Source organism: Penaeicola halotolerans (genome assembly GCF_016464625.1).
Lineage (GTDB): Bacteria > Bacteroidota > Bacteroidia > Cytophagales > Cyclobacteriaceae > Penaeicola > Penaeicola halotolerans.
The window spans coordinates 26,064-50,907 of the sequence record NZ_JAEAGO010000005.1 but is presented as its reverse complement, the minus strand read 5'-3'; the positions used below and the strand labels follow the sequence as shown (position 1 = coordinate 50,907).

General features: G+C 40.4%; 26 protein-coding genes. 10 read left to right on the top strand and 16 right to left on the bottom strand.

The window, feature by feature from the left end; translation table 11 throughout:
• Position 1 precedes the first annotated feature (1 nt).
• The 4 genes from dnaJ to I5349_RS12585 all read left to right on the top strand — a co-directional run bounded on the left by dnaJ (position 2) and on the right by I5349_RS12585 (position 4,468).
• Positions 2-1,126, top strand: a complete 1,125-nt coding sequence (gene dnaJ / locus I5349_RS12600) for a molecular chaperone DnaJ (protein WP_226391138.1) — start codon at positions 2-4, stop codon at positions 1,124-1,126.
• A gap of 163 nt (positions 1,127-1,289) precedes the next feature.
• Positions 1,290-2,180 carry a toast rack family protein gene (locus I5349_RS12595; protein WP_226391137.1) on the top strand — a complete coding sequence of 297 codons (891 nt, stop codon included), beginning with the start codon at positions 1,290-1,292 and terminating at the stop codon, positions 2,178-2,180.
• 60 nt (positions 2,181-2,240) lie between these two features.
• Complete coding sequence (locus tag I5349_RS12590) at positions 2,241-3,155, top strand: ABC transporter ATP-binding protein (protein ID WP_226391136.1); 915 nt, start codon at positions 2,241-2,243, stop codon at positions 3,153-3,155.
• A complete protein-coding gene (locus I5349_RS12585) occupies positions 3,152-4,468 on the top strand; it encodes an ABC transporter permease (protein ID WP_226391135.1) in 1,317 nt (438 codons plus the stop codon). Before I5349_RS12590 ends, I5349_RS12585 begins: the two co-directional genes overlap by 4 nt.
• Before the next feature lie 58 nt (positions 4,469-4,526).
• Here the strand turns inward: I5349_RS12585 and I5349_RS12580 are convergent, their stop codons facing one another.
• From I5349_RS12580 to I5349_RS12535, 10 genes are all read right to left on the bottom strand, one after another.
• Positions 4,527-4,919 carry a group III truncated hemoglobin gene (locus I5349_RS12580; protein WP_226391134.1) on the bottom strand — a complete coding sequence of 131 codons (393 nt, stop codon included), beginning with the start codon at positions 4,917-4,919 and terminating at the stop codon, positions 4,527-4,529.
• On the bottom strand, positions 4,919-5,341 hold the full coding sequence (locus I5349_RS12575) for a cytochrome C (protein ID WP_226391133.1): 423 nt from the start codon (positions 5,339-5,341) through the stop codon (positions 4,919-4,921). The genes I5349_RS12580 and I5349_RS12575 overlap by 1 nt, the downstream gene beginning before the upstream one ends.
• 6 nt (positions 5,342-5,347) lie before the next feature.
• A complete protein-coding gene (locus tag I5349_RS12570) occupies positions 5,348-5,635 on the bottom strand; it encodes a hypothetical protein (RefSeq protein ID WP_226391132.1) in 288 nt (95 codons plus the stop codon).
• Positions 5,636-5,639: 4 nt separating this feature from the next.
• Positions 5,640-6,647, bottom strand: coding sequence for a cbb3-type cytochrome c oxidase subunit II (locus I5349_RS12565; RefSeq protein ID WP_226391131.1), 1,008 nt, complete (start codon positions 6,645-6,647; stop codon positions 5,640-5,642).
• An 11-nt stretch (positions 6,648-6,658) separates the two neighbouring features.
• The gene (locus tag I5349_RS12560) at positions 6,659-8,500 is read right to left on the bottom strand and encodes a cbb3-type cytochrome c oxidase subunit I (protein ID WP_226391130.1); all 1,842 of its coding nucleotides are present in this window, start codon (positions 8,498-8,500) and stop codon (positions 6,659-6,661) included.
• Positions 8,497-8,931 carry an RrF2 family transcriptional regulator gene (locus tag I5349_RS12555; RefSeq protein ID WP_226391129.1) on the bottom strand — a complete coding sequence of 145 codons (435 nt, stop codon included), beginning with the start codon at positions 8,929-8,931 and terminating at the stop codon, positions 8,497-8,499. Before I5349_RS12555 ends, I5349_RS12560 begins: the two co-directional genes overlap by 4 nt.
• Positions 8,932-9,058: 127 nt before the next feature.
• Complete coding sequence (gene uraH / locus I5349_RS12550; RefSeq protein ID WP_226391128.1) at positions 9,059-9,460, bottom strand: hydroxyisourate hydrolase; 402 nt, start codon at positions 9,458-9,460, stop codon at positions 9,059-9,061.
• Positions 9,461-9,584: 124 nt separating this feature from the next.
• Positions 9,585-10,208 carry a hypothetical protein gene (locus I5349_RS12545; protein WP_226391127.1) on the bottom strand — a complete coding sequence of 208 codons (624 nt, stop codon included), beginning with the start codon at positions 10,206-10,208 and terminating at the stop codon, positions 9,585-9,587.
• Between the two features lie 49 nt (positions 10,209-10,257).
• Positions 10,258-10,719: a copper resistance protein NlpE gene (locus tag I5349_RS12540; RefSeq protein WP_226391126.1), complete on the bottom strand. Its 462-nt coding sequence runs from the start codon at positions 10,717-10,719 to the stop codon at positions 10,258-10,260.
• A gap of 181 nt (positions 10,720-10,900) precedes the next feature.
• Positions 10,901-11,377, bottom strand: a complete 477-nt coding sequence (locus tag I5349_RS12535; RefSeq protein WP_226391125.1) for a Dps family protein — start codon at positions 11,375-11,377, stop codon at positions 10,901-10,903.
• Positions 11,378-11,578: 201 nt separating this feature from the next.
• On the opposite strand from I5349_RS12535, the gene I5349_RS12530 reads away from it, so the two are divergent.
• The 3 genes from I5349_RS12530 (at position 11,579) to atpC (ending at position 14,710) form a co-directional block, all read left to right on the top strand.
• Positions 11,579-12,793, top strand: a complete 1,215-nt coding sequence (locus tag I5349_RS12530) for a sensor histidine kinase (RefSeq protein WP_226391124.1) — start codon at positions 11,579-11,581, stop codon at positions 12,791-12,793.
• Positions 12,794-12,908: 115 nt separating this feature from the next.
• On the top strand, positions 12,909-14,414 hold the full coding sequence (gene atpD / locus I5349_RS12525) for a F0F1 ATP synthase subunit beta (RefSeq protein WP_226391123.1): 1,506 nt from the start codon (positions 12,909-12,911) through the stop codon (positions 14,412-14,414).
• A gap of 50 nt (positions 14,415-14,464) precedes the next feature.
• A complete protein-coding gene (gene atpC, locus I5349_RS12520) occupies positions 14,465-14,710 on the top strand; it encodes an ATP synthase F1 subunit epsilon (protein ID WP_226391122.1) in 246 nt (81 codons plus the stop codon).
• A 76-nt stretch (positions 14,711-14,786) separates the two neighbouring features.
• Here the strand turns inward: atpC and I5349_RS12515 are convergent, their stop codons facing one another.
• From I5349_RS12515 to I5349_RS12500, 4 genes are all read right to left on the bottom strand, one after another.
• On the bottom strand, positions 14,787-15,284 hold the full coding sequence (locus tag I5349_RS12515) for a SixA phosphatase family protein (protein WP_226391121.1): 498 nt from the start codon (positions 15,282-15,284) through the stop codon (positions 14,787-14,789).
• A gap of 28 nt (positions 15,285-15,312) precedes the next feature.
• On the bottom strand, positions 15,313-16,191 hold the full coding sequence (locus tag I5349_RS12510) for a TraB/GumN family protein (protein ID WP_226391120.1): 879 nt from the start codon (positions 16,189-16,191) through the stop codon (positions 15,313-15,315).
• A 4-nt stretch (positions 16,192-16,195) separates the two neighbouring features.
• Positions 16,196-16,921, bottom strand: coding sequence for an RluA family pseudouridine synthase (locus tag I5349_RS12505; RefSeq protein WP_226391119.1), 726 nt, complete (start codon positions 16,919-16,921; stop codon positions 16,196-16,198).
• Positions 16,922-17,083: 162 nt separating this feature from the next.
• Positions 17,084-18,664 carry a peptide chain release factor 3 gene (locus tag I5349_RS12500; RefSeq protein ID WP_226391118.1) on the bottom strand — a complete coding sequence of 527 codons (1,581 nt, stop codon included), beginning with the start codon at positions 18,662-18,664 and terminating at the stop codon, positions 17,084-17,086.
• Positions 18,665-18,896: 232 nt separating this feature from the next.
• Here I5349_RS12500 and I5349_RS12495 point away from each other — a divergent pair, with 232 nt between their 5' ends.
• The gene (locus I5349_RS12495; RefSeq protein ID WP_226391117.1) at positions 18,897-19,973 is read left to right on the top strand and encodes a hypothetical protein; all 1,077 of its coding nucleotides are present in this window, start codon (positions 18,897-18,899) and stop codon (positions 19,971-19,973) included.
• Between the two features lie 17 nt (positions 19,974-19,990).
• On the opposite strand, the gene I5349_RS12490 is transcribed toward I5349_RS12495, so the two are convergent.
• Positions 19,991-21,697, bottom strand: coding sequence for a GAF domain-containing hybrid sensor histidine kinase/response regulator (locus I5349_RS12490; protein WP_226391116.1), 1,707 nt, complete (start codon positions 21,695-21,697; stop codon positions 19,991-19,993).
• A gap of 75 nt (positions 21,698-21,772) precedes the next feature.
• A complete protein-coding gene (locus I5349_RS12485; protein ID WP_226391115.1) occupies positions 21,773-22,267 on the bottom strand; it encodes a C40 family peptidase in 495 nt (164 codons plus the stop codon).
• 156 nt (positions 22,268-22,423) lie between these two features.
• Here I5349_RS12485 and I5349_RS12480 point away from each other — a divergent pair, with 156 nt between their 5' ends.
• Positions 22,424-23,404 carry an ROK family protein gene (locus tag I5349_RS12480; RefSeq protein WP_226391114.1) on the top strand — a complete coding sequence of 327 codons (981 nt, stop codon included), beginning with the start codon at positions 22,424-22,426 and terminating at the stop codon, positions 23,402-23,404.
• Between the two features lie 4 nt (positions 23,405-23,408).
• Positions 23,409-24,830 (top strand): FAD-binding oxidoreductase, encoded by a 1,422-nt coding sequence (locus tag I5349_RS12475; RefSeq protein WP_226391113.1) that lies wholly within the window; start codon positions 23,409-23,411, stop codon positions 24,828-24,830.
• The last annotated feature ends 14 nt before the right edge of the window (positions 24,831-24,844 follow it).

Genomic DNA, 24,844 nt, shown 5'->3' with positions numbered 1-24,844 from the left:
CATGGCAAAAAGAGATTTTTACGAAATATTAGGCGTAGACAAGTCAGCTTCAGCAGATGAGATCAAGAAGGCTTATCGAAAACTAGCGATCAAATATCATCCAGATAAAAATCCGGATGACCCTAGTGCAGAGGATAAGTTCAAAGAAGCCGCTGAGGCTTATGAAGTGTTGAGCAATCCTGAGAAGAAAGAGAGATACGACCGATTTGGTCACCAAGGCCTAGGTGGCAATGGTGGTGGCTACGGAGGTGGCGGGATGAATATGGAAGATATCTTCTCTCAGTTTGGAGATATTTTCGGTGATGGCAATCCTTTCGAAAGCTTCTTTGGTGGAGGCGGTCGCTCTAGAAGCGGAGGTAGAAGAGTACGCAAGGGAACAAACCTACGCGTGAAACTAAAGCTAAACCTCCAAGAGATCGCTCACGGAGTAGAGAAGAAAATCAAGGTCAAAAGATTAGTAGCTGCTGATGGCGTTACTTTTAAGACTTGTACCTCATGTAATGGTACAGGTCAAGTACGTAAGGTAGTCAATACCATGCTAGGACAAATGGTCTCCACCAATGCTTGTCCAGTATGTCAAGGTTCTGGACAGGTAATTGATAAGCGACCAGCTGGTGTGGATAGCACAGGTCTACAGCAACAAGAAGAGGTGATCAGCATCAATATCCCTGCTGGTGTAGCAGATGGTATGCAGCTGTCCATGTCTGGCAAAGGAAACGAAGCGCCAGGTGGTGTAGCAGGAGACTTACTCATCGTGATCGAGGAGATAGCAGATGAAGTACTCCAAAGAGATGGTAATAATGTAGTGTATGACCTCTATATTAGCTTCATAGATGCAGCTCTAGGTGCTCAGATAGAAGTACCTACGATTGATGGTAAAGTGAAGATCAAGATAGATCCAGGTACGCAAAGTGGTAAAATCCTTAGACTCAAGGGTAAAGGCATCAAGGATCTCAACGGCTATGGCTATGGAGATGAATTGATCCATGTCAATATCTGGACACCTAAAAAATTATCTAAAGAAGAACAAGAAAAGCTTGAATCGATGAGAGGTTCTGAAAACTTTAATCCTGACATGAAACAAGCTGAAAAAGGTTTTTTTGATCGGATGAAAGATTTCTTTTAATTATATTTCTAAAGGAGGCTGATGGCCTCCTTTTTCATTTCATATCATTCCTACAGTTGCTTATTTAGATTGAATATAAAATCTGTTCTTTTCAAGTTAAACGTTGTACTTTTTTTATTTTTAAAAACAGAACCTTATTTTTAGAGCCTCGTAAAAGTGCAATATGCGTAACAGTATCATCGTATTTGTTTTGTCGCTATGTACAGGGCTTCAAGGGGTCATAGCACAGATTAATAAGCAATATATCATAGGAGAAAAGTCTGACTTTGGGATGGTTGACTTTAAATTCTCCTCATACAAGGGTTTTTCTGAGCTAAAGCGACAGTCTATAGATGCGGCTATAGAGATCAATTGTGATCTCAAAAAGGCGAATGTGATGCCCGACCTAAATCAAGTCGAAGAGGATAAAGTACTTTATGTGACTTTAGATCATAAAAATGTCTCTTCAGAAGGTATGGGCAAATCATTGTCTTATAGACTTTTTTCTTCTGATGATCAAGACGAGTATGAGAATAAATGGCAACTAGGACTCAATAGTAGTCATTTATACAATTTAGATTTAAACTTTGGTGTTGGACTTGCCAAGCTAGACCTCTCTCAGCTATCCATCAATCAGTGCAAAATCAAAACAGCAAGCTCTGATGTAGTGGTTAATTACTCCAAAAACATTCCTAACTCAGTTCACATGGATACCTTCATGGTGAATGTGAATATGGGTTCTCTTGAGCTTATTAATGCCAATATGACCAATGCCAGAGAGATGATACTCGATGTTAGCTGGGGTTCGATCCTAGTTTCTTTCACTGATAATATGGCTAACAAGTCTAATGTAGCAGCTAATATTGGGGCAGGATCTCTTGATATACAACTGCCTAGCGATGACAAGCCTTTTATCATTCATATCAAGAGTACGGCATTTTGCAGCACGAGTATACCTAAGACCCTGATGGCAATAGATAAAAACACCTATGTCAGTAGAGGGTATAAAAAAGATGCACCTAATCTCCTCACTTTTAATGTGGACGTATCGATGGGCAGTGTGACATTTCGATAATTTTTTCTAGATTTGATACACTTGTAATCAAATTTTTAAGTCCATAAACATTTTTCAGCTTTGAACATCTTAAACATTCAACAGGTCAGTAAGCGCTATGGTGATCACCAAGCACTTTCTGAGGTAAGTCTGAGCGTTGGATCTAATCAGATATTTGGTCTTCTAGGTCCAAATGGCGCTGGTAAAACCACACTGATCCGTATCATCAATCAAATCATCAACCCTGATAGTGGTCTCATAGAGATCAACGGAGAGAAGCTTCAGCCTAAGCATATCGAGCTTATTGGCTACCTACCTGAGGAGAGGGGACTCTATAAGAAGATGAAGGTTTTGGATCAATTGCTCTATTTGGCACAACTTAAAGGTCTTAAGTCTTCTGATGCTAAAGCTAAGATCAAGTACTGGCTGGAGCGATTTGATATCGTGTCTTGGAAAGATAAGAAGGTAGAAGATCTCTCTAAAGGGATGGCACAAAAGATTCAATTTGTAGCCACCGTGATGCACGATCCTAAATTAATTATCCTCGATGAGCCATTTTCAGGATTTGACCCAGTCAATGCAAACATCATCAAAGAAGAGATCTTTAGACTGAGAGATCAAGGTGCTACAATTATTTTCTCCACCCATAGAATGGAATCTGTCGAGCAGCTTTGTGATAGCATCGCCATGATCAATAAGTCTAAGGTAATCCTTAATGGTACAGTAAAAGAGATCAGAAATAGCTATAAGGCTAACCTGTATGAAGTGAAGCATAAAGGTAACCTGAGTACTTTAAGCAGTGATTTTTCCATAGTAGAAGCTGGGGATGGATTATCTGAAGAACTTTTGACCAGTTTGATCAAGGTTCCAGAAGGGACTAGTCCTAATACGCTGCTTCAAGCATTGCTACCATTGGTAGAGGTTCATGCCTTTGAAGAGAAAATCCCAAGTGTAAATGACATTTTTATTGCTAAAGTACAGGAGGTAGCCCCATGAATAAGATCTTACTAATCATCCAAAGAGAGTATGTATCACGTGTCAAAAAGAAGTCTTTCTTACTAGCTACATTACTCACGCCATTGATTTTCCCTGCATTAATGGGTGGCCTCATATATTTTGCTGTACAAGAACAAAAGAGTGCTGATCAAAAAATCATAGAAGTAATCGATGAAAATCAGCTGTTTCAATTTGAAGACTCTGAAACTTACCGGTATGTTGATACTGGACTGGGGCTAGAAGAAGCTAAGTCAAGTATGAAAGAGCGCAATGTCTATGGTCTGCTCTATATTCCTAAAGTAGATATCACTAATCCACAGGGAATTACTTTCTACAGTGCTGCTTCTTCTAGTATGAGCTTCATTAGTAGCTTAGAGTCTGGCCTGAAGCGTAAGATCGAAGATATTAGGCTTGAGCAGTCTGGGATCGATCTAGAGGCGCTCAAATCAGTAAAAACTGCTGTCTCTATTAAGTCTATTAGTCTCACGGAAGAGGGTGTGGAGAAAGCGTCTAGTGGTATGGTCAATTATGGTATTGGCTTCGTATCAGGGATTTTGATTTACATTTTTATCCTCATCTATGGCAATCAAGTCATGCAAGGAGTCATCGAGGAAAAGACTAGCCGTATCGTAGAGATCATCGTGTCTTCTGTGAAGCCTTTTCAACTAATGCTTGGAAAGATCACGGGAGTAGGTGCTGTTGGTCTGACGCAGTTTCTGATATGGGTCATATTGATCAATACACTTTCCATCGTGATCCTTGGTTATTTCGGGTTAGATGGATCATCAGCCGAGATGATGTCTGGTCAGGCTGGCGCTTCTTCTGAAGCAGTTCAGGCTTTGCAAAACTCTGATATGGGAGCTACGCTGGAGGCATTTTTCAATGTCAATTGGCTACAAATTGCCCTACTCTTTATTTTCTATTTCTTAGGAGGATTTCTTTTGTACGGAGCATTCTTTGCAGCTATCGGATCAGCCGTAGACTCGCCATCTGATGCACAGCAATTCATGTTTCCAGTCACGATACCGCTTTTAGTAGGGTATTTCGGACTGTTCTCCTTTGTGCTCAATGATCCAGATAGTACGATCAGCTTCTGGCTATCGATCATCCCACTGACATCACCGATAGTGATGATGGGAAGGGTAGGATTTGGCGTGCCGTTTTGGGAATTAGCGCTTTCTATGGGATTACTCATAGCAGGCTTCCTTGCGACTACGTGGCTAGCTGGCCGTATCTACAGAGTAGGTATCCTGATGCATGGCACCAAGGTCAACTATGCCGTGCTCTGGAAGTGGTTTAAAGTGAAAGTTTAATCAAACGATTATTTTATAAAAAAAGAGAAGGTGTCCTGAGGCACCTTCTCTTTTTGGTTTATAGGAGGGTGTTGGGGTTCGTTTTCATGTACTCTATCTTAGCATGAAAGACTTCAACCATTCGCTGACCTTGCAGGACAGCCTTGTCAGCATTTTCACCACTAAAATTTTCCCTAACGGTTGTTTCAAACAAAAGTATCCATCGATCAAAATGATCCCTAGAAACTGGAAGTTTAGCGTGTGGAGGAAAAGGGCTACCAAAATAAGTATGTTCTTCTAAAAGGATAGTTTGCCAAAATCGATACATTTTTTCTAGATGAACTGGCCACTGATCTTTGATCACATTTTGAAAGATATCTTTAAGTAGATCATCCTTTCTTACCTTGCTGTAAAAGCTATCAACAAGTAGTTTGATATCTTTTAAGTCTATTAGGTCCATCTCTACTTTCATTAGAAAAATGATTTGTAAAGATCCGGACTCCAGTACATGATAAAGTAAAATAAGGCAAAGCCAACAAAGGCTATGAGCAATGCCCAAACCCAAGAAGGTATACCTTTTGGGGTTTCTGATCCAGTGACTACAAACACGTCTTTTCTCTCACTTCCATAAGCATTGATCGTGATGGCAACTTGCTCGTTGACTATTTCATTTTCCTTAAGACCTACTACAGAGATGGAGGGCCCATTCCTCACTTCAAATGGAATAGACTTTACGCCTTCAATACCATCTGTGGATTTGGCTACTATTTTTAATAGGTGCTTTCCATCTGGGATTTTAGTAGAGTCAAATACGAATTTTACTGGTGGAGCAAACTCCGCAAATGGCTGAGGATCATCATCCAAAAATACTTTTACTATTCTTTGATCTTCCATAGCTTTTTATTTTTCCAGTACGATATGTTTGATGTGATCTTGCTGGTGTTCTTTAGGTTTTATCAAGTACTTGACACTCATAATCAGCGTGAAAGTTACAATGATGACAGCAGACCAAATGATGATATAATCTATGTCTCCCTGTGGCCCAGTTCCATGAGTAATGCCCTTGAGTACTTCGGGTTGCTTACTCTCGCATACTTCGCAGGCTAACAGCCTTGAAGTCGTGATCAGGAGTACTAGCAATGTCAACAGTGTGCTTTTTAGTAAAATAGCATTATTCTTTAATGACATGGCTTTATTGATTTAGCATCTTGATATAATCTCTGATTTTCTTCACTTCATCTTTAGTGACAGTTGGCGCACTATTGCCCCAGCTACTTCTTTCATGATTTGCGATAGCTGCTACTTCTTCATCAGTGAGCATCTCTGCAAAACCCGCCATGACACCATATTCTGCACGTGCATCATACCCTTGTAGGATGATTTTGATCAATGTTTCAGGATTTGAATCATTGACAATACTGCTACCAGCAAGCGGAGGAAATGCTCCTGATAAGCCTTGCCCATCTGCTTGGTGGCATGCGGCACATGTTTTCATATAAAGCTGCGCACCATCTACAAGATTACTTTCTTCGTCACTTTTAGTGACCTCTTTCTTTTTACTTGCGGGAATAAATTCATCTGCTTTCATATTGGCCGTGAGACTAGCTTGCTTTAATGATTGCAGGTAGGCTATCAAGTCTTTTGCTTTTTCAGAAGCGATTATTTTTTTGTCTTTATCCTTCAAAAACTTACTTGGTACAGGCACAACTAGGTCATTTTTTCGGATGTCTTTTTCAGATACTTCTTCGAACAGCCAAGGATAGCTAGGCATGATGGATTCTTTGACTACGATTCTCGGGTTGTAGAGGTGAAGTAAATGCCATTCTTCTCCAGGCTGTCTTTTGCCCACATTGGTCAGATCTGGTCCTGTACGCTCACTTCCTAGGATCGATGGAGATTGTCGCCAGACATCTTGTCTCATCTTACTATAGTAGTAGTCAGATGCCATGGAGGGACGATCTCCCCAAGTATTATCCATCTCTATGTTTCTGACCTGTTGGGTATGACAAGCGACACAGTTTTCAGCAGTGTAGACTTGTAGACCTCGAAGCTCTTGATCACTGAGTGCCTCCATATTAGGCAGTGGTTCTGTCTCTTGAAGCTGATAGGCGGGAATAACTGCTATGATGATACTTAGTACTAAAAATACAGTAAAAGCAGTCAAAACAAGTAATCGATGGTTTTTATGAAAATCTAACATGTGACCTAGATTTAAATATTTGAGTTTTGAAAGATCCTTTTCACTTGAGATGATTGTGGTTTGATATTTCGTGCCATCACGTAGAAGTTGTAAGCAAAAACTAGGTGTGATAAAAACATCAATGATCCACCAATAGCTCTCCATACCCAATAAGGCTGCATCAGTATCACAGACTCCATAAATGGTTCTCCCTCTATCCAACTAAGCCCACGAAGTGTACCGCCAGCCATCATTGAGATCATATAGGCAAAAAGCCCTACGAATGCCAGCCAAAAATGAACTCCAACAAATACTTGTCTGGGATTTTTTCCCGTAATCTTTGGTACTATTGCGTAGATACAGGCCCAAAGTACAAATGTGATGATGCCGTACATGGTCATGTGTGAATGCGCCACATTGAAATCAGTAAAGTGCCACACGAAATTCGTAAACCTAAAGGCTTGCAAACTTCCCTGTGTAGATCCGACAAAGTAGAAAACTACTCCTACTAAGAAGAAAGGGAGTACGTAACTTTTTGAAATATCGCTCCAGCTACCTTTCATTGTTAGTAGGAAGTTGGTTGTGCCCGCTATCACAGGGATAAACATCCCCGCACTAAATACAATCGATACCGTCTGCAGCCACCAAGGTAAAGGGCTAAATACAAAGTGATGCGTGCCAATCAAGGTATAGAAAAACATCTGTGTCCAAAAAGCTAAGACACCTAATGAGTAAGAATAAATGGGTTTATTTAGCGAAGAAGGTAAGTAATAGTAAATCAGTCCAAGTGTAAATGTCATAAACCACATCCCTACACCTTGGTGCATATAGTAGCCTTGGATGACGGTCTCGCCAAGTCCATCTTGGAATTGGGGAAGATAGCCGATCGTAGCTAGGACTATAGTCCACACGAGTCCCCCCAGAATATACCAGTTAGAGATGTATATCTCTGAAACCTTTCTAGTAGCAACTGTCTGGTAGAAGTTCATCAGAGTGAAAATCAGTCCTCCTGCAAAAAGCAGTGCTACTGGCCAGATATACTCTCTATATTCTCCTCCGCCATTGTTAATGCCAGACATCAAGAAAATATTACCGATGACTACTGAGAGATTGATCAGCCACCAGGCATACCAAGCCCAAGTATAGTTATAGATTTTCGTATTGGATGTACGAGAAATCACAAAGTACCCCAACCCTATCATCGCAAGAGATGCCCAGCCCCAAAAGACTGTATTGGTGTGTACAGGGCGCAGACGACCAAAAGATAGCCACGAGAAGCTATCCATCTCTGGCCATACAAATTTCATCCCGACATACTGCCCGATTAGTGTACCAAATGCTAGCCAAAAGACAGAAGCACCGATATACCAAAGAATGATTTTTTTGAGAGGAAGGGGTGTTTCTACGCTTAAGCTTGTATTCTTTTTTTCATCTACTAGCGGATTCTCAGGATCATGAGTCACTTTGATGATCATACCCTTACCGTCTTTGGCAACTATATGACCACCTAGTTCTTCACCACTCAATTTGAAATTAAGTGCTGCTTTTCTTTGTAGGAGGATTTGATCAATTTCCGAATCTTCTAGTTGTATAAGTTCTTCAGCAAAGGCTAATTTTTCGGTGGCGATCTTTTTCCTTTTGACGATATCTATATAGCTGCTCAGCCTAGTCGTCAGTATGAAAATAGCAATGATCAGAACAATCGCTATCAGCACTATAGTGCCAATGATGCCAGGACTCAGCATCCAGTTTTCAGTACTTGGATTAGGCGTCTGTTGGCTATATGCCAACTGGACAAAAGAAAGCAGGGCAGTAGTCAGCCAGATTCTTTTTCCGATAAAAAAGTCGTAAATGTATTCAAATTTTTTTTTCATCTCATCAGTACGGTTTTTCCAGATTTTAGACCCAGTGCTAGGTCATGTATTGTTGTGCTCGATAGCATGCTTTTTATTTCATTTCTTACTTTGACAAACTTATCGTGCATAGGACAAGGGCGTAGATGACTACATTCACTTAGGCCAAGACCACAGCCTGTAAAGAGCACATCGCCATCTATAGCATGTACTATTTCACTGATTGTTGTTTCTTTCATGCGATCCATCGTGATGTCAAAGCCTCCATAAGGTCCTGTATGGGAGTTAATGATTTTTTGCTTTGTGAGCACACCGAGCACCTTAGCTGTAAAGGCCTCAGGAGAGCCAGATTGCTCCACGATATCACCAATTTTTACTCTTTTGCCATCCATTGACTGAGTGGCTATGTATATGATGGCTTTTATGCCATGTTCAAAAGCTCTAGAAAACATGTCTTAATTCTTGAGTCAAATGTAAATACAAATTTCTTATTTACGATAAAAAAGTCGTAAATATTTTTTGTTCTTTTTACATAAAAAAAGTCACTGAATACTTTTCAGTGACTTTAGTCTGATTTGCTCAACTCCCTCTGTAAGTTGAGTAGCCGAATGGAGATAGTGTGATCGGTACATGATAGTGCTCATTGTCTTTCAACTCAAATACCACTTCTATAAAGGGATAGAAAGAGGAGAGGTCTTGTTTTTCAAAATATGGTTTGGTGTAGTAGGTGAGCTTATAGATGCCTAGGTGCTCTTTACCCTTATCCATTTTCAAAAAATCCTTGATGCGACCATCCTGATCTGTCACCTTCTCTTCAAGTACTTGCCAGCTGCCATTTTGATTTTGCTTTGAAAGGCTGATTTTTACCCCAGAGGCGGGCTTTCCTAGACTGATGTCGAGGATGTGACTAGATAGTTGATGTGTAGATACCTGCGCAAATGCTTTCACAACAAACAGACACATCACCAAAGTGGCGATCATTTTTTTGTAATCATCATGATAGGAGGATTGAGTTTGAATTTGTGGTGCTATATACTTTCAGTGCACTTTCTCCTCTTACGTTTATCTGTTCAGCAGGTTGAGTAGGATGATGATTAAATTCTTCTTAATTAAGTTCATATGAGGCTGATCTGATGATCATCCAAGTGCCATTTACCTTTTCTAGATAATTCAATGACCCTAATTTCTGTGTTTCATTAGATCCCTGTTGGTACCAATGCATTTCTACACCTACTAGTGCTTGTGTCTTGGTATCATTGAAACCGACTCTATTGAAAACATGATAGGCTATACCGCTCTGGGGATACTGCTTTTCGAACCTAGTCCAAGCATTTTCATTGGTTATGTTGTTGAAAAAATAGTTCATGCCTTCATTTGAGAGTAAATGAAGTTGTTTCATAGGGATCTGGATGGACTCGTCTAGATTGAAAGATTCTGCATTAGCAGCTGTATAGCTATCAAAAAGCCCCTCATCCATCTCGGAAAGCACCTCGAGATTAAAGAATAAAGCAAAGTTTTCTGCTACCGGAGTGAAGTCTGAAGTCCTTTGGCGAATGACAAGCTCAGAGGTGCTGTACCTAGATAAAATACTCGAGTATATAGCATACTCGTCTGCATCTAGCTGATCTGCTGTTTCTAGCTGAAAGTTAGGCATGATATCAGAGAAATCATCACACGCAAAGCAGAGCAATAGGCAGAGTGTTACTGATGTAAAAAATTGTCTTTTCATCATTTTAAAATTAAAAATGGGATTTAGAATTTAGATTGAAAAAGTTGGTTTACTCAATCTTGTTATTAGCTACTTTCTTCAATATATAATTATCAGCCAATTCACCTGTAATCACGTTTCCTTCCATATCTAGATGTCTTACTCGGTTTTCTTCTACTTTGTAGCGACCTGATATTGTATTTTGTGAGATTCCTTCAAGCTTTACCACATTGCCATCCCATGTAAAAGTGCCATTTAAAGTATCTAAGAGGCCGCTTTCTTTTCCAAGATACTCCGTGATCAATGAGTAATTACCATCTTGCTGAAGTGTTAGTTTTGTGAGGATACCTTCACAGTCAGCACAAGGCAGCGTGCCTTCGTAAGTTCCAGACCAATCTAGCGAATTCTGAGCAGTATGTTCTTCAACAAAAGTCTCTGATATAGTCTCTGTAGAGTTGTTAGGCTTTTGCTCACAAGATGAGAGCGCTAAACTAAAGAGGCCAACAATAGATAGGATGAACTTATTTTTCATAGCTGATAAAGTAAAGTAGGGTTAATCAAAAATCTAAGATAAGGAGGCTTTAGAAGATTTGAAATGAAAAGGTCATGGATCAAGTGATATATTCGTCTAAATGATACCTATTCCTTAAGATGCGTGCATAAAAAAAGAGCTTTCATATTAGAAAGCCCTTCAATTAATTTCAAATATTGAATTATTTCAAATAAGCAGAAAGCATCCAAACTGTTTTTTCATGTGCAGTAATATAATCACTGATCAATGTAATTGTACCTTCGTCTGCGACTTCACCCGCAGTTTCTAAAACTACTCTTTCTACATCGATGAGGGCAGTGAGATTGTCTCTAGTGATTTCCACCATTTTTTTTGAATCACTGATTACTTTAGCTTCTTCTATCTGAGAATTATCCAAAAACTCACTATAAGAGGAATAGGGTCTTGCTCCTAAAGTCAAAATACGCTCTGCGACTTCATCTATACCTGTTTGTGCAGTAGTGTACAATTCTTCAAATTTAGCATGTAGCTCGAAGAAGTTTGGGCCAGATACATTCCAGTGGAAGTTTCTCAAGTTTTGATAATAAATTTGATAATTTGCCAATAGGCTGTTAAGTTGCTCCACTAAGGCTTTAGTATCTTTTACTTTTAGTCCGATTTGATTCAATTTAGTACTCATTTGATCTTTTCTTTTAGGTTAAAAATAATCTTAAGCTGTCAGTTGGGACAGGATTGGTAAAATGCTGAAAGCTAAAATTTGAATTGCTTTCATTGAGCCAATCACATTAAAATAACACTCAAAAGGTCAATTTTGTTCATTTCAGGGGCTAATAGAATATATGTGTATGGAGTTTCGTTGTAAGGGGCGTTAGTATAGTTTATGAAGAGGAAGATAAAGGAATTTACCACTGTAGACCTGTATAAAAACCGCTCACTAGTGAGGTGGTCAATCATTTTGATTTCGGTCATCATTGGGGTAGGTTCTATATTTTACACGACCAATTTGGCGACAGAGCTCAAGGCTCGGGAGCAAGGTCTTATCAAGCTTTATGCTGATGCCCTTGAGTATGCGGTCAATAATAATGCGGATGAAAACCTATCTTTTAATTGGCAAATTATAGAGAATAATAATTCCATCCCAGTAATCGTCACAGATGGCTACAATGAGCCAATCAATCATAAAAACATTGACTTCAGAGAAGGAGCAGATGAAGAAGAACAGGCAAGGGTACTCAAGAAGGAGCTTGCACTCATGAAAGCAACTTATGATCCGATTCCTATTACATTGCTCAATACGGATGGCTCTATCTATGATGTCAACTTCATCTATTACAGAAACTCCTACTTGCTGACTTCACTAGAGTATTATCCCTACGTACAGTTGTCAGTGATTTTGATATTTGGCTTATTGGCTTTTTTAGCCTTCAATCACTCTAAGATCGCAGAACAAAATAGGGTCTGGGTTGGTCTAGCCAAAGAGACAGCACATCAGCTAGGTACACCGCTTTCGTCACTCATGGCATGGGTAGAGTATCTCAAAAATTCTCCAATGGCAGATGAAAACAAAGAGGTGATAGAGGAGCTAGGCAAGGATATATATAAATTGGAAATGATCACGGCTCGCTTTTCTAATATAGGCAGCATACCAGTCATCAAAGATGAAAATGTGATAGAAGCTATAGAGGAGACTGTCAACTACTTGCGTCCTAGGATTAGTCGCAAGGTAGAAATGCAAGTGCACTCAGATACTCGCGAGCTGACTGCCAAGATGAATAAGCCGCTTTTCGACTGGGTGATCGAAAACATCTGTAAGAACGCAGTAGATGCGATGAAAGGTGTAGGGAAGATAGACATCTACATTATCAAAGAAAGTGAGCAATTTGTGATCGTGGATGTGACTGACAACGGAAAGGGTATCGCCAAAAATAAACTCAAGCAAGTCTTCCAGCCAGGCTACACGACCAAGACAAGAGGCTGGGGACTAGGTCTCACGCTAGTCAAGCGAATCATAGAAAACTACCATAATGGACGAATATTTGTCAAATCTTCTGATCCAGGGGTAGCCACTACCTTCAGGATTATTTTGAGGGGCTGATTTTTTGACTTTCACCATATTAAATTTCGCAAGTTGCTTTGGTATTAAGCTTTATGTATTAATTTTGCAACTCGAAATGCAAGAACAAAAAACCCTATCACATTAATATATCAAAATGGCGAATACTGGTAAAATAACACAGGTAATCGGTCCGGTAGTGGACGTCAGCTTTGCTGCAGAAGGAGCTAAGTTGCCTAATATCCTAGATGCACTTGTCATCACTAAAGAAAACGGTCAGAGAATCGTCCTAGAAGTGCAGCAGCACTTAGGAGAAGATCGCGTCAGAACGATCTCTATGGACTCTACTGAAGGTTTGGTAAGAGGAATGGAAGCAGTAGATACTGCAGCGCCTATCCAAATGCCAATCGGAGATGATATCAAAGGTCGTCTATTCAATGTGGTAGGTGAAGCGATCGATGGTATCGCACAGCCTAAAGGAACAAAAGGTCTCTCTATCCATAGAGCAGCTCCTAAATTCGAAGACCTTTCTACTTCTCAAGAAGTACTTTATACAGGTATCAAAGTAATCGACTTGATCGAGCCATACTCTAAAGGTGGTAAAATCGGTCTTTTCGGTGGTGCTGGTGTAGGTAAGACAGTGTTGATTCAAGAGCTGATCAACAACATCGCTAAAGCATATTCAGGTCTTTCTGTATTCGCAGGTGTGGGTGAAAGAACGCGTGAGGGTAACGACCTTTTGAGAGAGATGATCGAAGCGGGTATCGTATCTTACGGTGAAGACTTCATGGAGTCTCTTGAGCACGGTGGATGGGATCTATCTAAAGTAGATACTGAGAAGCTTAAAGAGTCCAAAGCAACATTCGTGTTTGGTCAGATGAACGAACCTCCTGGTGCACGTGCTAGAGTAGCCCTTTCAGGATTGACGATTGCTGAATACTTCCGTGATGGAGAAGGTGACGGTCAAGGTAAAGATATCCTTTTCTTCATTGACAATATCTTCAGATTTACACAAGCAGGTTCTGAGGTATCAGCCCTACTAGGTCGTATGCCATCTGCGGTAGGTTACCAGCCAACATTAGCTTCTGAGATGGGTGCCATGCAAGAGCGTATCACATCTACTAAGAACGGTTCGATCACTTCAGTACAGGCCGTTTATGTACCTGCTGATGACTTGACTGACCCAGCTCCAGCGACTACTTTCGCTCACTTGGATGCTACCACAGTACTTTCTCGTAAGATCTCTGAGCTTGGTATCTATCCTGCGGTAGATCCGCTAGATTCTACTTCTAGAATCCTAGATCCAGCCATCTTAGGTGACGAGCACTACAATACAGCTCAAAGAGTAAAAGAGATTCTACAGAGATACAAAGAACTTCAAGATATCATCGCAATCCTTGGTATGGATGAATTGTCTGAAGAAGATAAATTGGTCGTACATAGAGCGAGAAGAGTTCAGAGATTCTTATCTCAGCCTTTCCACGTAGCAGAGCAGTTTACGGGTCTGAAGGGTGTCTTGGTTGATATCAAAGATACAATCAAAGGTTTCAACATGATCATGGACGGTGAGTTAGATCATTTACCTGAGGCGGCTTTCAACTTGGTAGGAAATATCGAGCAGGCCATCGAAAAAGGTGAAAAACTACTCGCTGACGCTAAGTAATCAATAAGCCCGTCAGACAAAGACGGGTTTAGTTTTAAATTGATCAAAATATGTATTTAGAAATCATCACACCTGAAAAGAAAGTATTTGAAGGAGAAGTCTCTGAAGCGAGCTTCCCAGGAGCAGCAGGAGCTTTTCAAGTACTAAAAGGTCACGCGCCTCTAGTATCTGCACTGGCCAATGGTCTAGTAGGTTTTTCTACTGCTCAAGGCAAGTCTCAGTTCATGATAGATGGTGGAGTGGTAGAAGTTTTAAATGATAAAATCATCGTCTTAGCAGAGAAAGTATTGAGCTAAGTAGATCATCACTATAATGAAAGAGGGCGATTCTGATTCAGAATCGCCCTCTTTCATTTTTTGGCAATGTGGTTTATTAAAATGGATATTGAAGTCTGAGTAAGCTCTTTTTGCCAGCTTCTACATCTAGATAGACCATGAAGATATTTTCATAGTCACTTTCATCCAATTCATCTAGTACTTTTTCGCCCATCATGAAGTTCACCAAATGATGGATTGTATTGCTATGACCGACCACCGTAATCACTTGATCTTGCTTTTCTTTAAGCATTTGCGCGAAGTTAGCTTGATCGGCAGGATTGTAGGTGTCTATTTTGATATCCTTCATCTTGGCTAGTGGACCTGCAGTCTGCATCGTGCGGAGATAGTCAGTACTGTAGATCGCATCTACGGGTTGATTTTTCAGGAAATTAGCCAATGCCACAGCACGCTTATGACCATCTACTGTAAGGTTAGGATTGGGAGTACCATCACTCTCTTTCTCTGCATGTCTGACAAAGATATAAGTGCTCTGAGCAGCTACCCATGTGCTACTCATTAAGCTGATCAGGGTAATAAAAAATAGTTTTTTCATAGCATTGATTTATAGTTAAAAATAAAGATTACTCCTGTTCTCTTAGGGGTGTTACGGTATAGCCCTTTGCTTTCAACAAGTTTAAGACACCTTCTTCGCCACCTAGGTGAGCTGCACCAAATGCAAAGAAAGTAGGGGTTTCTTTCATATGCTTGATCATGGGCGTTATCCAGTTTTTATTACGATTGGTGAGCATGATGTCTTCGAAGTCTTTATACTCTTCTGACTCTTTGATCATAGCAGCAGCCTTTTGGATGTCCTGTGATTTATACACTGCGAGTAAGGAGGCAAATTCCTTACGAGCTTGTTTCATATTAGCAACCATGTCAGCCAATGATTTGGCTTGATCCTTATAAGGGATCTTTTCAAAAATCGCTAGTTGATCTTCAATACGCTCTATACCTGCTATTGGAATTTCTAGTTCTTTGGCCTTGTCCATGAAGTATTGTTCGTAAGCTACAGGAGTACAGCCTACTAGTTTAGGATATAGCATGGCTGTCAGCATAAATGGTCTCAACATACCAATCTGATCTAAATTGAATCCGACCGAGTCTATAAAGTAGCGATTAGTCTTAGCAAACGTAGCAGAGTCTAGGAGCATTCTCATATTAGAGCCATCTGTCATGTAGGCATTTTGCATCATGACTGCTTGCGTATTTGGACTGGATAGATCTATCTCTAATACCAAGCGAGAGGTCTCCTCAAACTTCTCATCTACCAAGTCTTCTAGGTAAAAATCATCTTCGCAGATCACATGAATGGTGCCATAGATATAAGAAGGATACTTGAGGTCCTTGCCACTGATCTTCCAGAGAAGGCTCTTGCCATCTGAAGCTTCTTGAGCATGCAGTCCAAGCACAGAGAAAGTGAGGACAAGCGAGGCGATGAGTTGTTTGAAGTTTCGCATGTGATTAATATAGATTTTCGATGTCTTTATCTTTCAGGTTTAGCTCCTCTAGTACCAAAAACTGTTCCCAGAAATCATCCTTAGGTAGACCAGCTCTTAAGCTCATCTTTTCGTTTTTGATAGGATGTTCGAAATATAAGTTTTTTGCATGCAAGTTGATGCTACCATCAGGATTGGGTTTGGCATATCCATACTTGATATCGCCTCTGATCGGGCAACCCATATCGGCTAGTTGCACACGTATCTGATGCGGTCTGCCAGTCACAGGGCGTACTTCTAATAGCCAATGATCATTGAGTTTCCCCAGTGTTTTATAGCTAAGCTCTGCCTTTTGACTACCTTCTACTTCTTTGCGATAGGCGGTAGTCACATTGCGTTTTTCATCTTTGATGAGCCAGTTGACTAGTCTACCTGTCTCGAGCTTAGGTCTGTGACGTACGACAGCCCAGTACACTTTATGGATGTCTCTATTGCGAAATAACTTGGTCATGCGCTCTAGTCCTTTGGATGTTCTAGCAAACACTACTAAGCCACTCACAGGTCTATCTAGTCTATGAACAGGATGTAAAAATACATCTCCTGGTTTGTCATATTTTTCTTTGATGTACTCACGACAATAGTCTGTTAGTGTTTTGTCGCCTGTACTGTCACCTTGTACGAGAATTCCAGCATCCTTATCTACGATGAGCAAGTGGTTGTCTTCATACACTACGGTGTAAGGTAATTTCATTGTCAATTCATTAAGTTTAAATGCAAAGGTAAGCAATTTTCATGGGCTATATTTTGAGAATGATTGATGAGTTGATTAAATAGGAATTAAACAGTTATTAGATAAAAACAAAAAACCACTGTTGATCGATCAACAGTGGTTTTTTGTCTCAAATGCTTTCCTTTAAAACTCTGAGGTGAAGTGAAACTCGATCTCTGGGTAGTTGTCTTGCACCATCTGTAGCCAAGCCTTACTTTCAGCCATGAAGACGAGTTTACCATCTTTGTCCCTAGCGATGTGTCTATATTTAGAGCGGACAAACTCATCCAGCTGCTTTTTGTCCTTGCTCGCTATCCAGCAGGCTTTGTAAAAGTTCATAGGTGAGAATTCACAGCTTGCGTTGTACTCTGCTTTGAGTCTAAACTGGATCACTTCAAACTGTAGCACACCTACGGTACCGACTACTTTACGAGAGCCTACTTCAAAAGTGAATAGCTGCGCTACCCCTTCTTCCATGAGTTGGTTGAGGCCTTTTTCAAGTTGCTTAGTCTTCATCGCATCCTTGTTGATGACTTCCTTAAAGATCTCTGGAGAGAAGCTTGGGATGCCTTTGAAGGTGCCTTGTTCTCCTTCAGTAAGCGTGTCACCGATTTTTAGATTACCTGTATCATAGAGACCTACTATATCACCTGGAAACGCCTCATCTAAGATTTCCTTATCCTGCGCCATGAAGGCAGTGGCATTGCTGAAGCGGATCGGCTTGTTATTTCTGACATGTAGATAAGGCTTATTTCGCTCAAAAGTGCCCGAACATACACGGATAAAAGCAATCCTATTTCTGTGTTTTGGGTCCATATTGGCGTGGATCTTAAATACAAATCCACTGAATTTATCTTCTTCAGGCTTGACTTCACGCTCTTCCGTCTGACGGCTTTTCGGTTTTGGAGCTATACGTATAAAGGTGTCTAGCAATTCTCTCACGCCAAAGTTATTGACAGCAGAGCCAAAGAATACAGGAGCTACTTTACCTTCCAAATAGTCATTGACATCAAAGTCAGGATAGACGCCCTCTATCAGTTCAACATCTTCTCTTAGTTGATCAGCATAGGACTTACCTACTAACTGATCAAGTTTGGGATCATTGAGATCTTTGATCTGTATTTGCTCATCGAGCACTTGTCTTCGGCTAGCTTGGAAAAGAGTCAAACTTTTTTCGTAGAGATTATACACTCCTTTGAAAGTTTTACCCATAGATATGGGCCAAGAAAGTGGACGAACTTTGATATTGAGTTTTTCCTCTACTTCATCCAAAAGATCATAAGGATCCTGACCTTCACGGTCTAGCTTGTTGATAAAGCAGATCACTGGCGTATTGCGCATGCGGCAGACTTCCATGAGCTTCTCAGTTTGGATCTCCACGCCTTTCACACAGTCGATGACCATGATCACACTATCCACTGCGGTGAGGGTACGATAAGTATCCTCCGCGAAGTCTTGGTGACCAGGAGTATCTAGTAGATTGATTTTGATGTCCTTGTATTCAAATCCCATGACAGAAGTAGCCACAGAGATACCTCTCTGCTTCTCTATTTCCATCCAGTCGGACTTGGCATGTGTGTCTATTTTATTGGACTTGACCGCTCCAGCAGTTTTGATAGCACCCCCAAAGAGTAGGAGTTTTTCTGTCAAAGTAGTTTTGCCAGCATCAGGGTGGCTAATGATCCCAAACGTTCTGCGTTTCGCGATTTGTTCTTGTAAATTCATGCTATTTTATTTCGGAGCGCAAGTTACATAAATTGCCCGAAATAGCTTTTCTATTCATGGAATATGAGACTATAAGACTAAAAGGGCTTTCTGTTACGAATTTATTTAAGCAGCATTTCCAATTTCCATGATATACCATTAATAGTGTTTATATTATTTTCGTTTATAAAATAATAATTTTAACACTAATAATTTAGTTGATTTGATTCAAACTTCTTATCTTTAATTCATTATGAATGGAAGATATTTAATAGGAGTAATCTTAATCTTATGCTTAATATCCTGTGAAAGCAAAAGAGCAAATAATAAAGAAATTCTTTTGGTTGAGTCAGATACGACTATCCTTGATTTCGAAGAGTTAGTCTATTTTAATTCTCGTTTCAAACTGGAAGAGGGGAATCGATTATTAACTATTCAGAGGAGTTCTAGAATCTATCTTGTTGATTTTCATTCACTGAGTTTGTTTGAGAAAATTAATCTTAGAGAGCTTTATGAAGTGCTTCCTGAAGTAGAATTAGAAGGTGTTGCTGTTGATTCTAGCAATTTTGATTTGCACCTGTTTTACCCAAGAAAATCTAAAGTAGTTGTCTTAAACGCTGCAAGAAAAAAGGTAAAGGAGATAGATTTAATAGGCCTTGAGGAGATTGATCATGAGTTGTTTGCTTACAATGAATCTTTTCATTTCATGAAGGATCAAAATAAGTATATCACTGGTATTCGGAGTAATCTAGTAAATATTGATCCAACGAGATATTACGCATCTTCTGCTTTCGTAGGTATTTTTGACAGTGAAACTGGATTGCTTTTATCAACTCTGAGTGGATATCCAGAAGAAAGAAAAGAGAAGGTAGTTTCTACACTTGGTATGGGTACGCATCGCTTTAAGGTTTGGGAGGATAAAGTCTTTGTAAGACAGTCTCTAGGAAGTCCGTTGATAGAGGTGTTTGACATAGAAGGAAAGCCTTTGAAACAAAGCAGGCTTTTTAGTGATCATCTTGATTACACCTTAAGACCATATGGTGGAGGAAATATAGGGCAAAGTAGTATAGGAGATTCTTATATGTCGATCATTCCAATCAATGAAAATCTCATTGCATCAAATGCCATCATTTTTAGAGATGAGTCTAGAGATATCAAAAAAGATAGAGGTTTATTATTAATAGAGGATTTGAAAAATGAAATTATTTATAGTCATGATATAGCACCATTCCAGAAATTGATTCATGCAGATGATTCATATCTATATTTTATACGTGAGCATCCCAATAAAGATGAAGTGATATTAGTCAAAGTAAAATATGAACTATAACTAATCAAGCCGAACCTTCAACCCAAATACTTTCCTAGGACTTCATTGATATCACTTTTGGTGAAAGGCTTATTGATAAAGGCACTGACGCCTGCCTTTTTGCAGCGCAGCATGTGTTCTTCATCTATATGAGCGGAAATAGAAAAAATAGGTCGTTCATACTTCAGTTCTGTCCTGAGCTTTGCTGTTAAGTCTATGCCATTGATGATGGGCATGTTGGAGTCTAGGAGCATCGCATCAAAGGTATGATGCTGTGCAGCTTCCCAAGCTTTGCCGCCATCAGTCACTAAAGTCACTTCATAGCCTTCTTTTTCTAAAAGTCGCTTAGTAAATATCTGACTCAACTCATCGTCCTCAGCTAATAAGAGATGCATCTTTTTAGTAACTGGTTTTTTGGGAAGCTCAGCGGTTTGTTGACTTTTGCGAAAAGCACTTTCTGAACTAATAGCCACTGGGATGGTCAACCAAAACTGCGAGCCAGGTCCTCCAAAGGCTGGTGACTCATAGATTGGACTTTGCACGCTGATATGGCCGCCTAGTAGATTGGTCAACTTTTTAGCGATCGCAGTACCGAGACCAGTTCCGCCAAATTTTGATTGATCTTGTGCTTGTTTATATTTCTTGAAGATGATCTCTTGAAACTCAGGAGAGATGCCCATGCCAGTATCATTGACATAGAATTTGAGTAAAGCTTCTTTATCATTTTTCTCAAAAAGACTGACACCTACCGTCACACCACCTTCAGTTGTGAATTTCACAGCATTACTGATCAAGTTAGCTAAGACTTGCTTTAACCTTTGAGGGTCTGACACGATATATTCAGGAACATCTTCCTCAAACTGATACCTGATATAAATATTCTTTTCTTTAGCCCTTGGTTGAAAAAGTTTGACCACTTCCCCAACAGCCTGCTGCGTTGGAAATGGTTTCATTTTCACTTTAACTTCTCCAGCTTCTATCTTAGAGTAGTCTAAGATATCATTGAGGATACTCATGACCAAAGATTGAGACGCTAGCAGGTTATCGATTAGCTCTTTCTGAGATTTGTTGAGTGGTGTTTCAGAAAGCATACTAGTCAGTCCCATGATCCCATGTAAAGGAGTACGTATCTCATGACTCACTTGAGCAAAAAGGTCACGCCTATTTTGAGAAGCTAACTCGTTTTCTTTGAGTGCTTTCTTAAGATTCTTTTCTGCTTTATTTTTTTCCTTGATAGTATTGCGTAGCTCAGTCATGCTCTTACGCAGCTCTAGCTGTGTGATGACCTGATTAGCAAGTATTTTGAGGGATTCGATTTGATCTTTGTCTAGCTTGCGCGGGACAGTATCCATCACGCATAGCGTACCAAGTGTGACTCCTCTAGGGGTAGTCAAAGGATAGCCCGCATAAAATCTAATATATGGCTCACCTGTAACCAGTGGATTGTCATGAAATCTGATGTCCTGATGTGTATCAGGTACCTCTAAAAGATCTGTCATGACGAGCGCATGACTACAAAATGAAACATCTCTGGTGGTTTCAGCTTGTGGAACGCCTATTTTTGCCTTGAACCACTGACGACAGTCGTCTACTAATGAGATAAGTGCTATAGGAGTATCACAGGCTTTGCTGGCGAGTTTTACAATGTCATCAAATGCTGTTTCTGGACCCGTATCTAAGATATCATAGGATCTTAGTTCGGCCACGCGCTTATGCTCATTTCTAGGAAGCGGAGCTACTAGCATATTCTGATGATCTTTTCTGTGGAACTGGATGAAATTTCGAGAAAAGGAAGCAAATTATCTGTTAATGGTCAGAATTTATTTGATGATCCTTCTAGCGCGCACAAATTTGGGTCGCCAATAGTCGGACATAATATTATCTTCGATGACACCTAGACTCGTAGAGGCATGTATAAACCTTATATTTCCCCTGCTTCTTGCGTCAGTGACGATCCCAGCATGAGTGACTTGTCTCCTTCTTTTCCCTGTGGCAAAGAACACTAAATCACCCGTTTTAAGTTCTGCTATACTGACCTTTTTGCCGGATTTACTTTGTGCATCTGATGTGCGAGGAAGCTGGATACCAGCTCTACTGTAAGACTGTAGGATCAAGCCAGAACAGTCCATACCAGCACGAGTCGTACCCCCATAGCGATAGGGTGTTCCAGTAAAGGATTTGGCTGTGCTGATGACAGTAGCGACTTGTTCTTTGCGAACCTTGCGACCTCCAGCACAGGAGCTAAGCAGGAGACCTATCAAAAAAATAAGAATAACTCGGGTAATCGATATTGTTTTCAAAACACTGCTTTTCATAAATCACTTAAAAATATGGTATCCTATGCAAAAGCTCTAAGATTTATTGATTAAAATTAAAGTTTAATAGCTTCGAGGCATTTTACAGATAGCAATGCTGCTGAAAATGCTTCAAATGTAATTTCAAACCTATCAAGACTTATCAATTTCTTACCCATGAAGAAAATAGTACTAGGAGTAGATGTAGGAGGGACTAGTACCAAGCTAGGACTAGTAGATAGAGAAGGCAACTTGCTCGCTGAGTCTAAATTTATGTCTACCGAATACGAATTTATCGATGGATTTATAGAATCCTTTGAAAAACATGTCGATCAATTAGTGAAAAGTATAGGTCCTGACCATGAAATGATCGGGATTGGTATAGGAGCACCTAATGCGAACTTTTATAGGGGGACTATCGAGTACCCGCCTAATCTCAAGTGGCCTGGAATCACTCCCTTAGCCTCTATGGTCAAGCGTAAATTCAAGCTACCTACCTTGCTTACCAATGACGCCAATGCGGCTGCTTATGGTGAGATGATCTATGGCGGTGCTAAAGGAATGAAAGACTTTGTCGTTATTACATTAGGAACTGGTCTGGGAAGTGGAATAGTGTCTAATGGACAGCTGGTGTATGGATATGCTGGAAATGCAGGAGAGGTAGGGCATACGCTAGTCAATGTACATGGCAGACACTGCGGATGCGGAAAGCAGGGTTGTCTAGAGACTTATGTTTCCGCTACGGGGATTCGTAGGACAGTTTATAAACTACTTGCAGACTACACAGTAGATAGTAAGATGCGAGAGGTTTCATTTGAAGATTTATCTGCGGAGATGATCACAGATGCGGCTCATGCAGGTGATGAGATAGCGATCGCTGCATTTGAATATACAGCTCGTATCCTTGGGATGAAGCTTTCGGATGTAGTCGCCCATAGCGGCCCTGAAGCTATCTTCTTGTTTGGAGGGTTGACACATGCCAAAGACTTGCTTTTCATGCCAACGGCCAAGCATTTCAATAACAACCTGATGCCAATCTTCAAAGGAAAAGTGAAACTGATGCCATCAGAACTGAATAATAAAAATGCCGCCATCTTAGGTTCTGCTGCCATGATTTGGAAGCATTACGAAGATGGAGATTTATCAACATTATCATAATACAATGCCAGTATCATACACGACCGTAGGAGAAAATTTGCTGATGCAATTTCAGCAGATAGTAGGGAAAGCCAATATCATCGTAGATGAGGAGCATAAGTACCAATATTCACATGATGAGACGGAGGATTATTCTTTCATGCCTGATGTGGTGCTTAAGCCAGGTTCGGCTGAGGAGGTTTCAGCGATTCTCAAGCTTTGCAATGAACATGTCATCCCCGTCACTCCAAGAGGAGGTGGCACTGGACTAAGTGGAGGCGCGCTACCCGTACAAAAGGGAGTTGTGGTCTCCATGGAGCGATTTAATAGAATCCTTGAGATAGATGAACTCAACCTACAAGCTACAGTGGAGCCGGGTGTGATCACTCAGGTTTTCCAAGATACGGTAAAAGAAAAAGGACTTTTCTATCCACCAGATCCAAGTAGCAGAGGAAGTTGTTTTTTGGGAGGAAATCTAGGAGAAAATGCAGGCGGCCCTAAGGCTGTCAAATACGGTGTCACGAGAGACTATGTGCTCAATCTCCAGGTAGTATTGCCTACTGGAGAGATCATCTGGACGGCTGCCAATGTACTCAAAAACTCGACAGGATATAATCTCACCCAATTAATGATTGGCAGTGAAGGAACGCTTGGGATCATCACCAAGATTGTTTTCAAACTACGATCATACCCTACTCAAGATGTGACGCTTTTAGTGCCATTTAGTACTTCAGAAGAGGCTTGCAGAGCCATATCTGCTATCTACATGGCTGGAGTGACGCCTTCTGGGATGGAATTTATGGAGCGAGAGGCGATCATCAAAACTCAAGAATATCTCGCTACAGTGCTCAATAAAAAAGTTAACATAGATTTACCCGAAGGAATCAATGCACATTTGCTTATCGAGCTAGATGGCAATGACCAAGAGGTGCTCATGAAGGAAGCAGAAACCATCATGAATGTTTTGGAGCAATTCGAAACAGGAGAGGTACTTTTTGCAGATACTGTGGAGCAAAAGGAGGCGCTTTGGAGGATCAGAAGAAATGTTTCGCCAGCTGTCAACTATTACTCACTCACTAAATCAGAGGATGTGGTCGTACCAAGGGGTAATTTGCCAAAGCTCGTCACAGCAATCAAGTCTATAGGGAAACAGTATGGTTTTAACTCGGTAGTCTACGGACATGCAGGAGATGGCAATCTACACATCAACATCATGAAAGAGGCGCTTTCTGATGCTTACTGGCATAAGGAAGTCAATGAGGGTATAGGAGAGATATTCAAAGAAGTAGTCAGACTAGGCGGTACACTCTCAGGAGAGCATGGTATCGGCATAGCCAAAAGGCCCTATATGTCGCTCGCTGTTTCTGAGGTAAATCTTAGGCTTATGCGTGGCATCAAGGCGGCCTTTGACCCTAATGGCATATTGAATCCAGACAAGATATTTTAATTATGGAAAGAGAA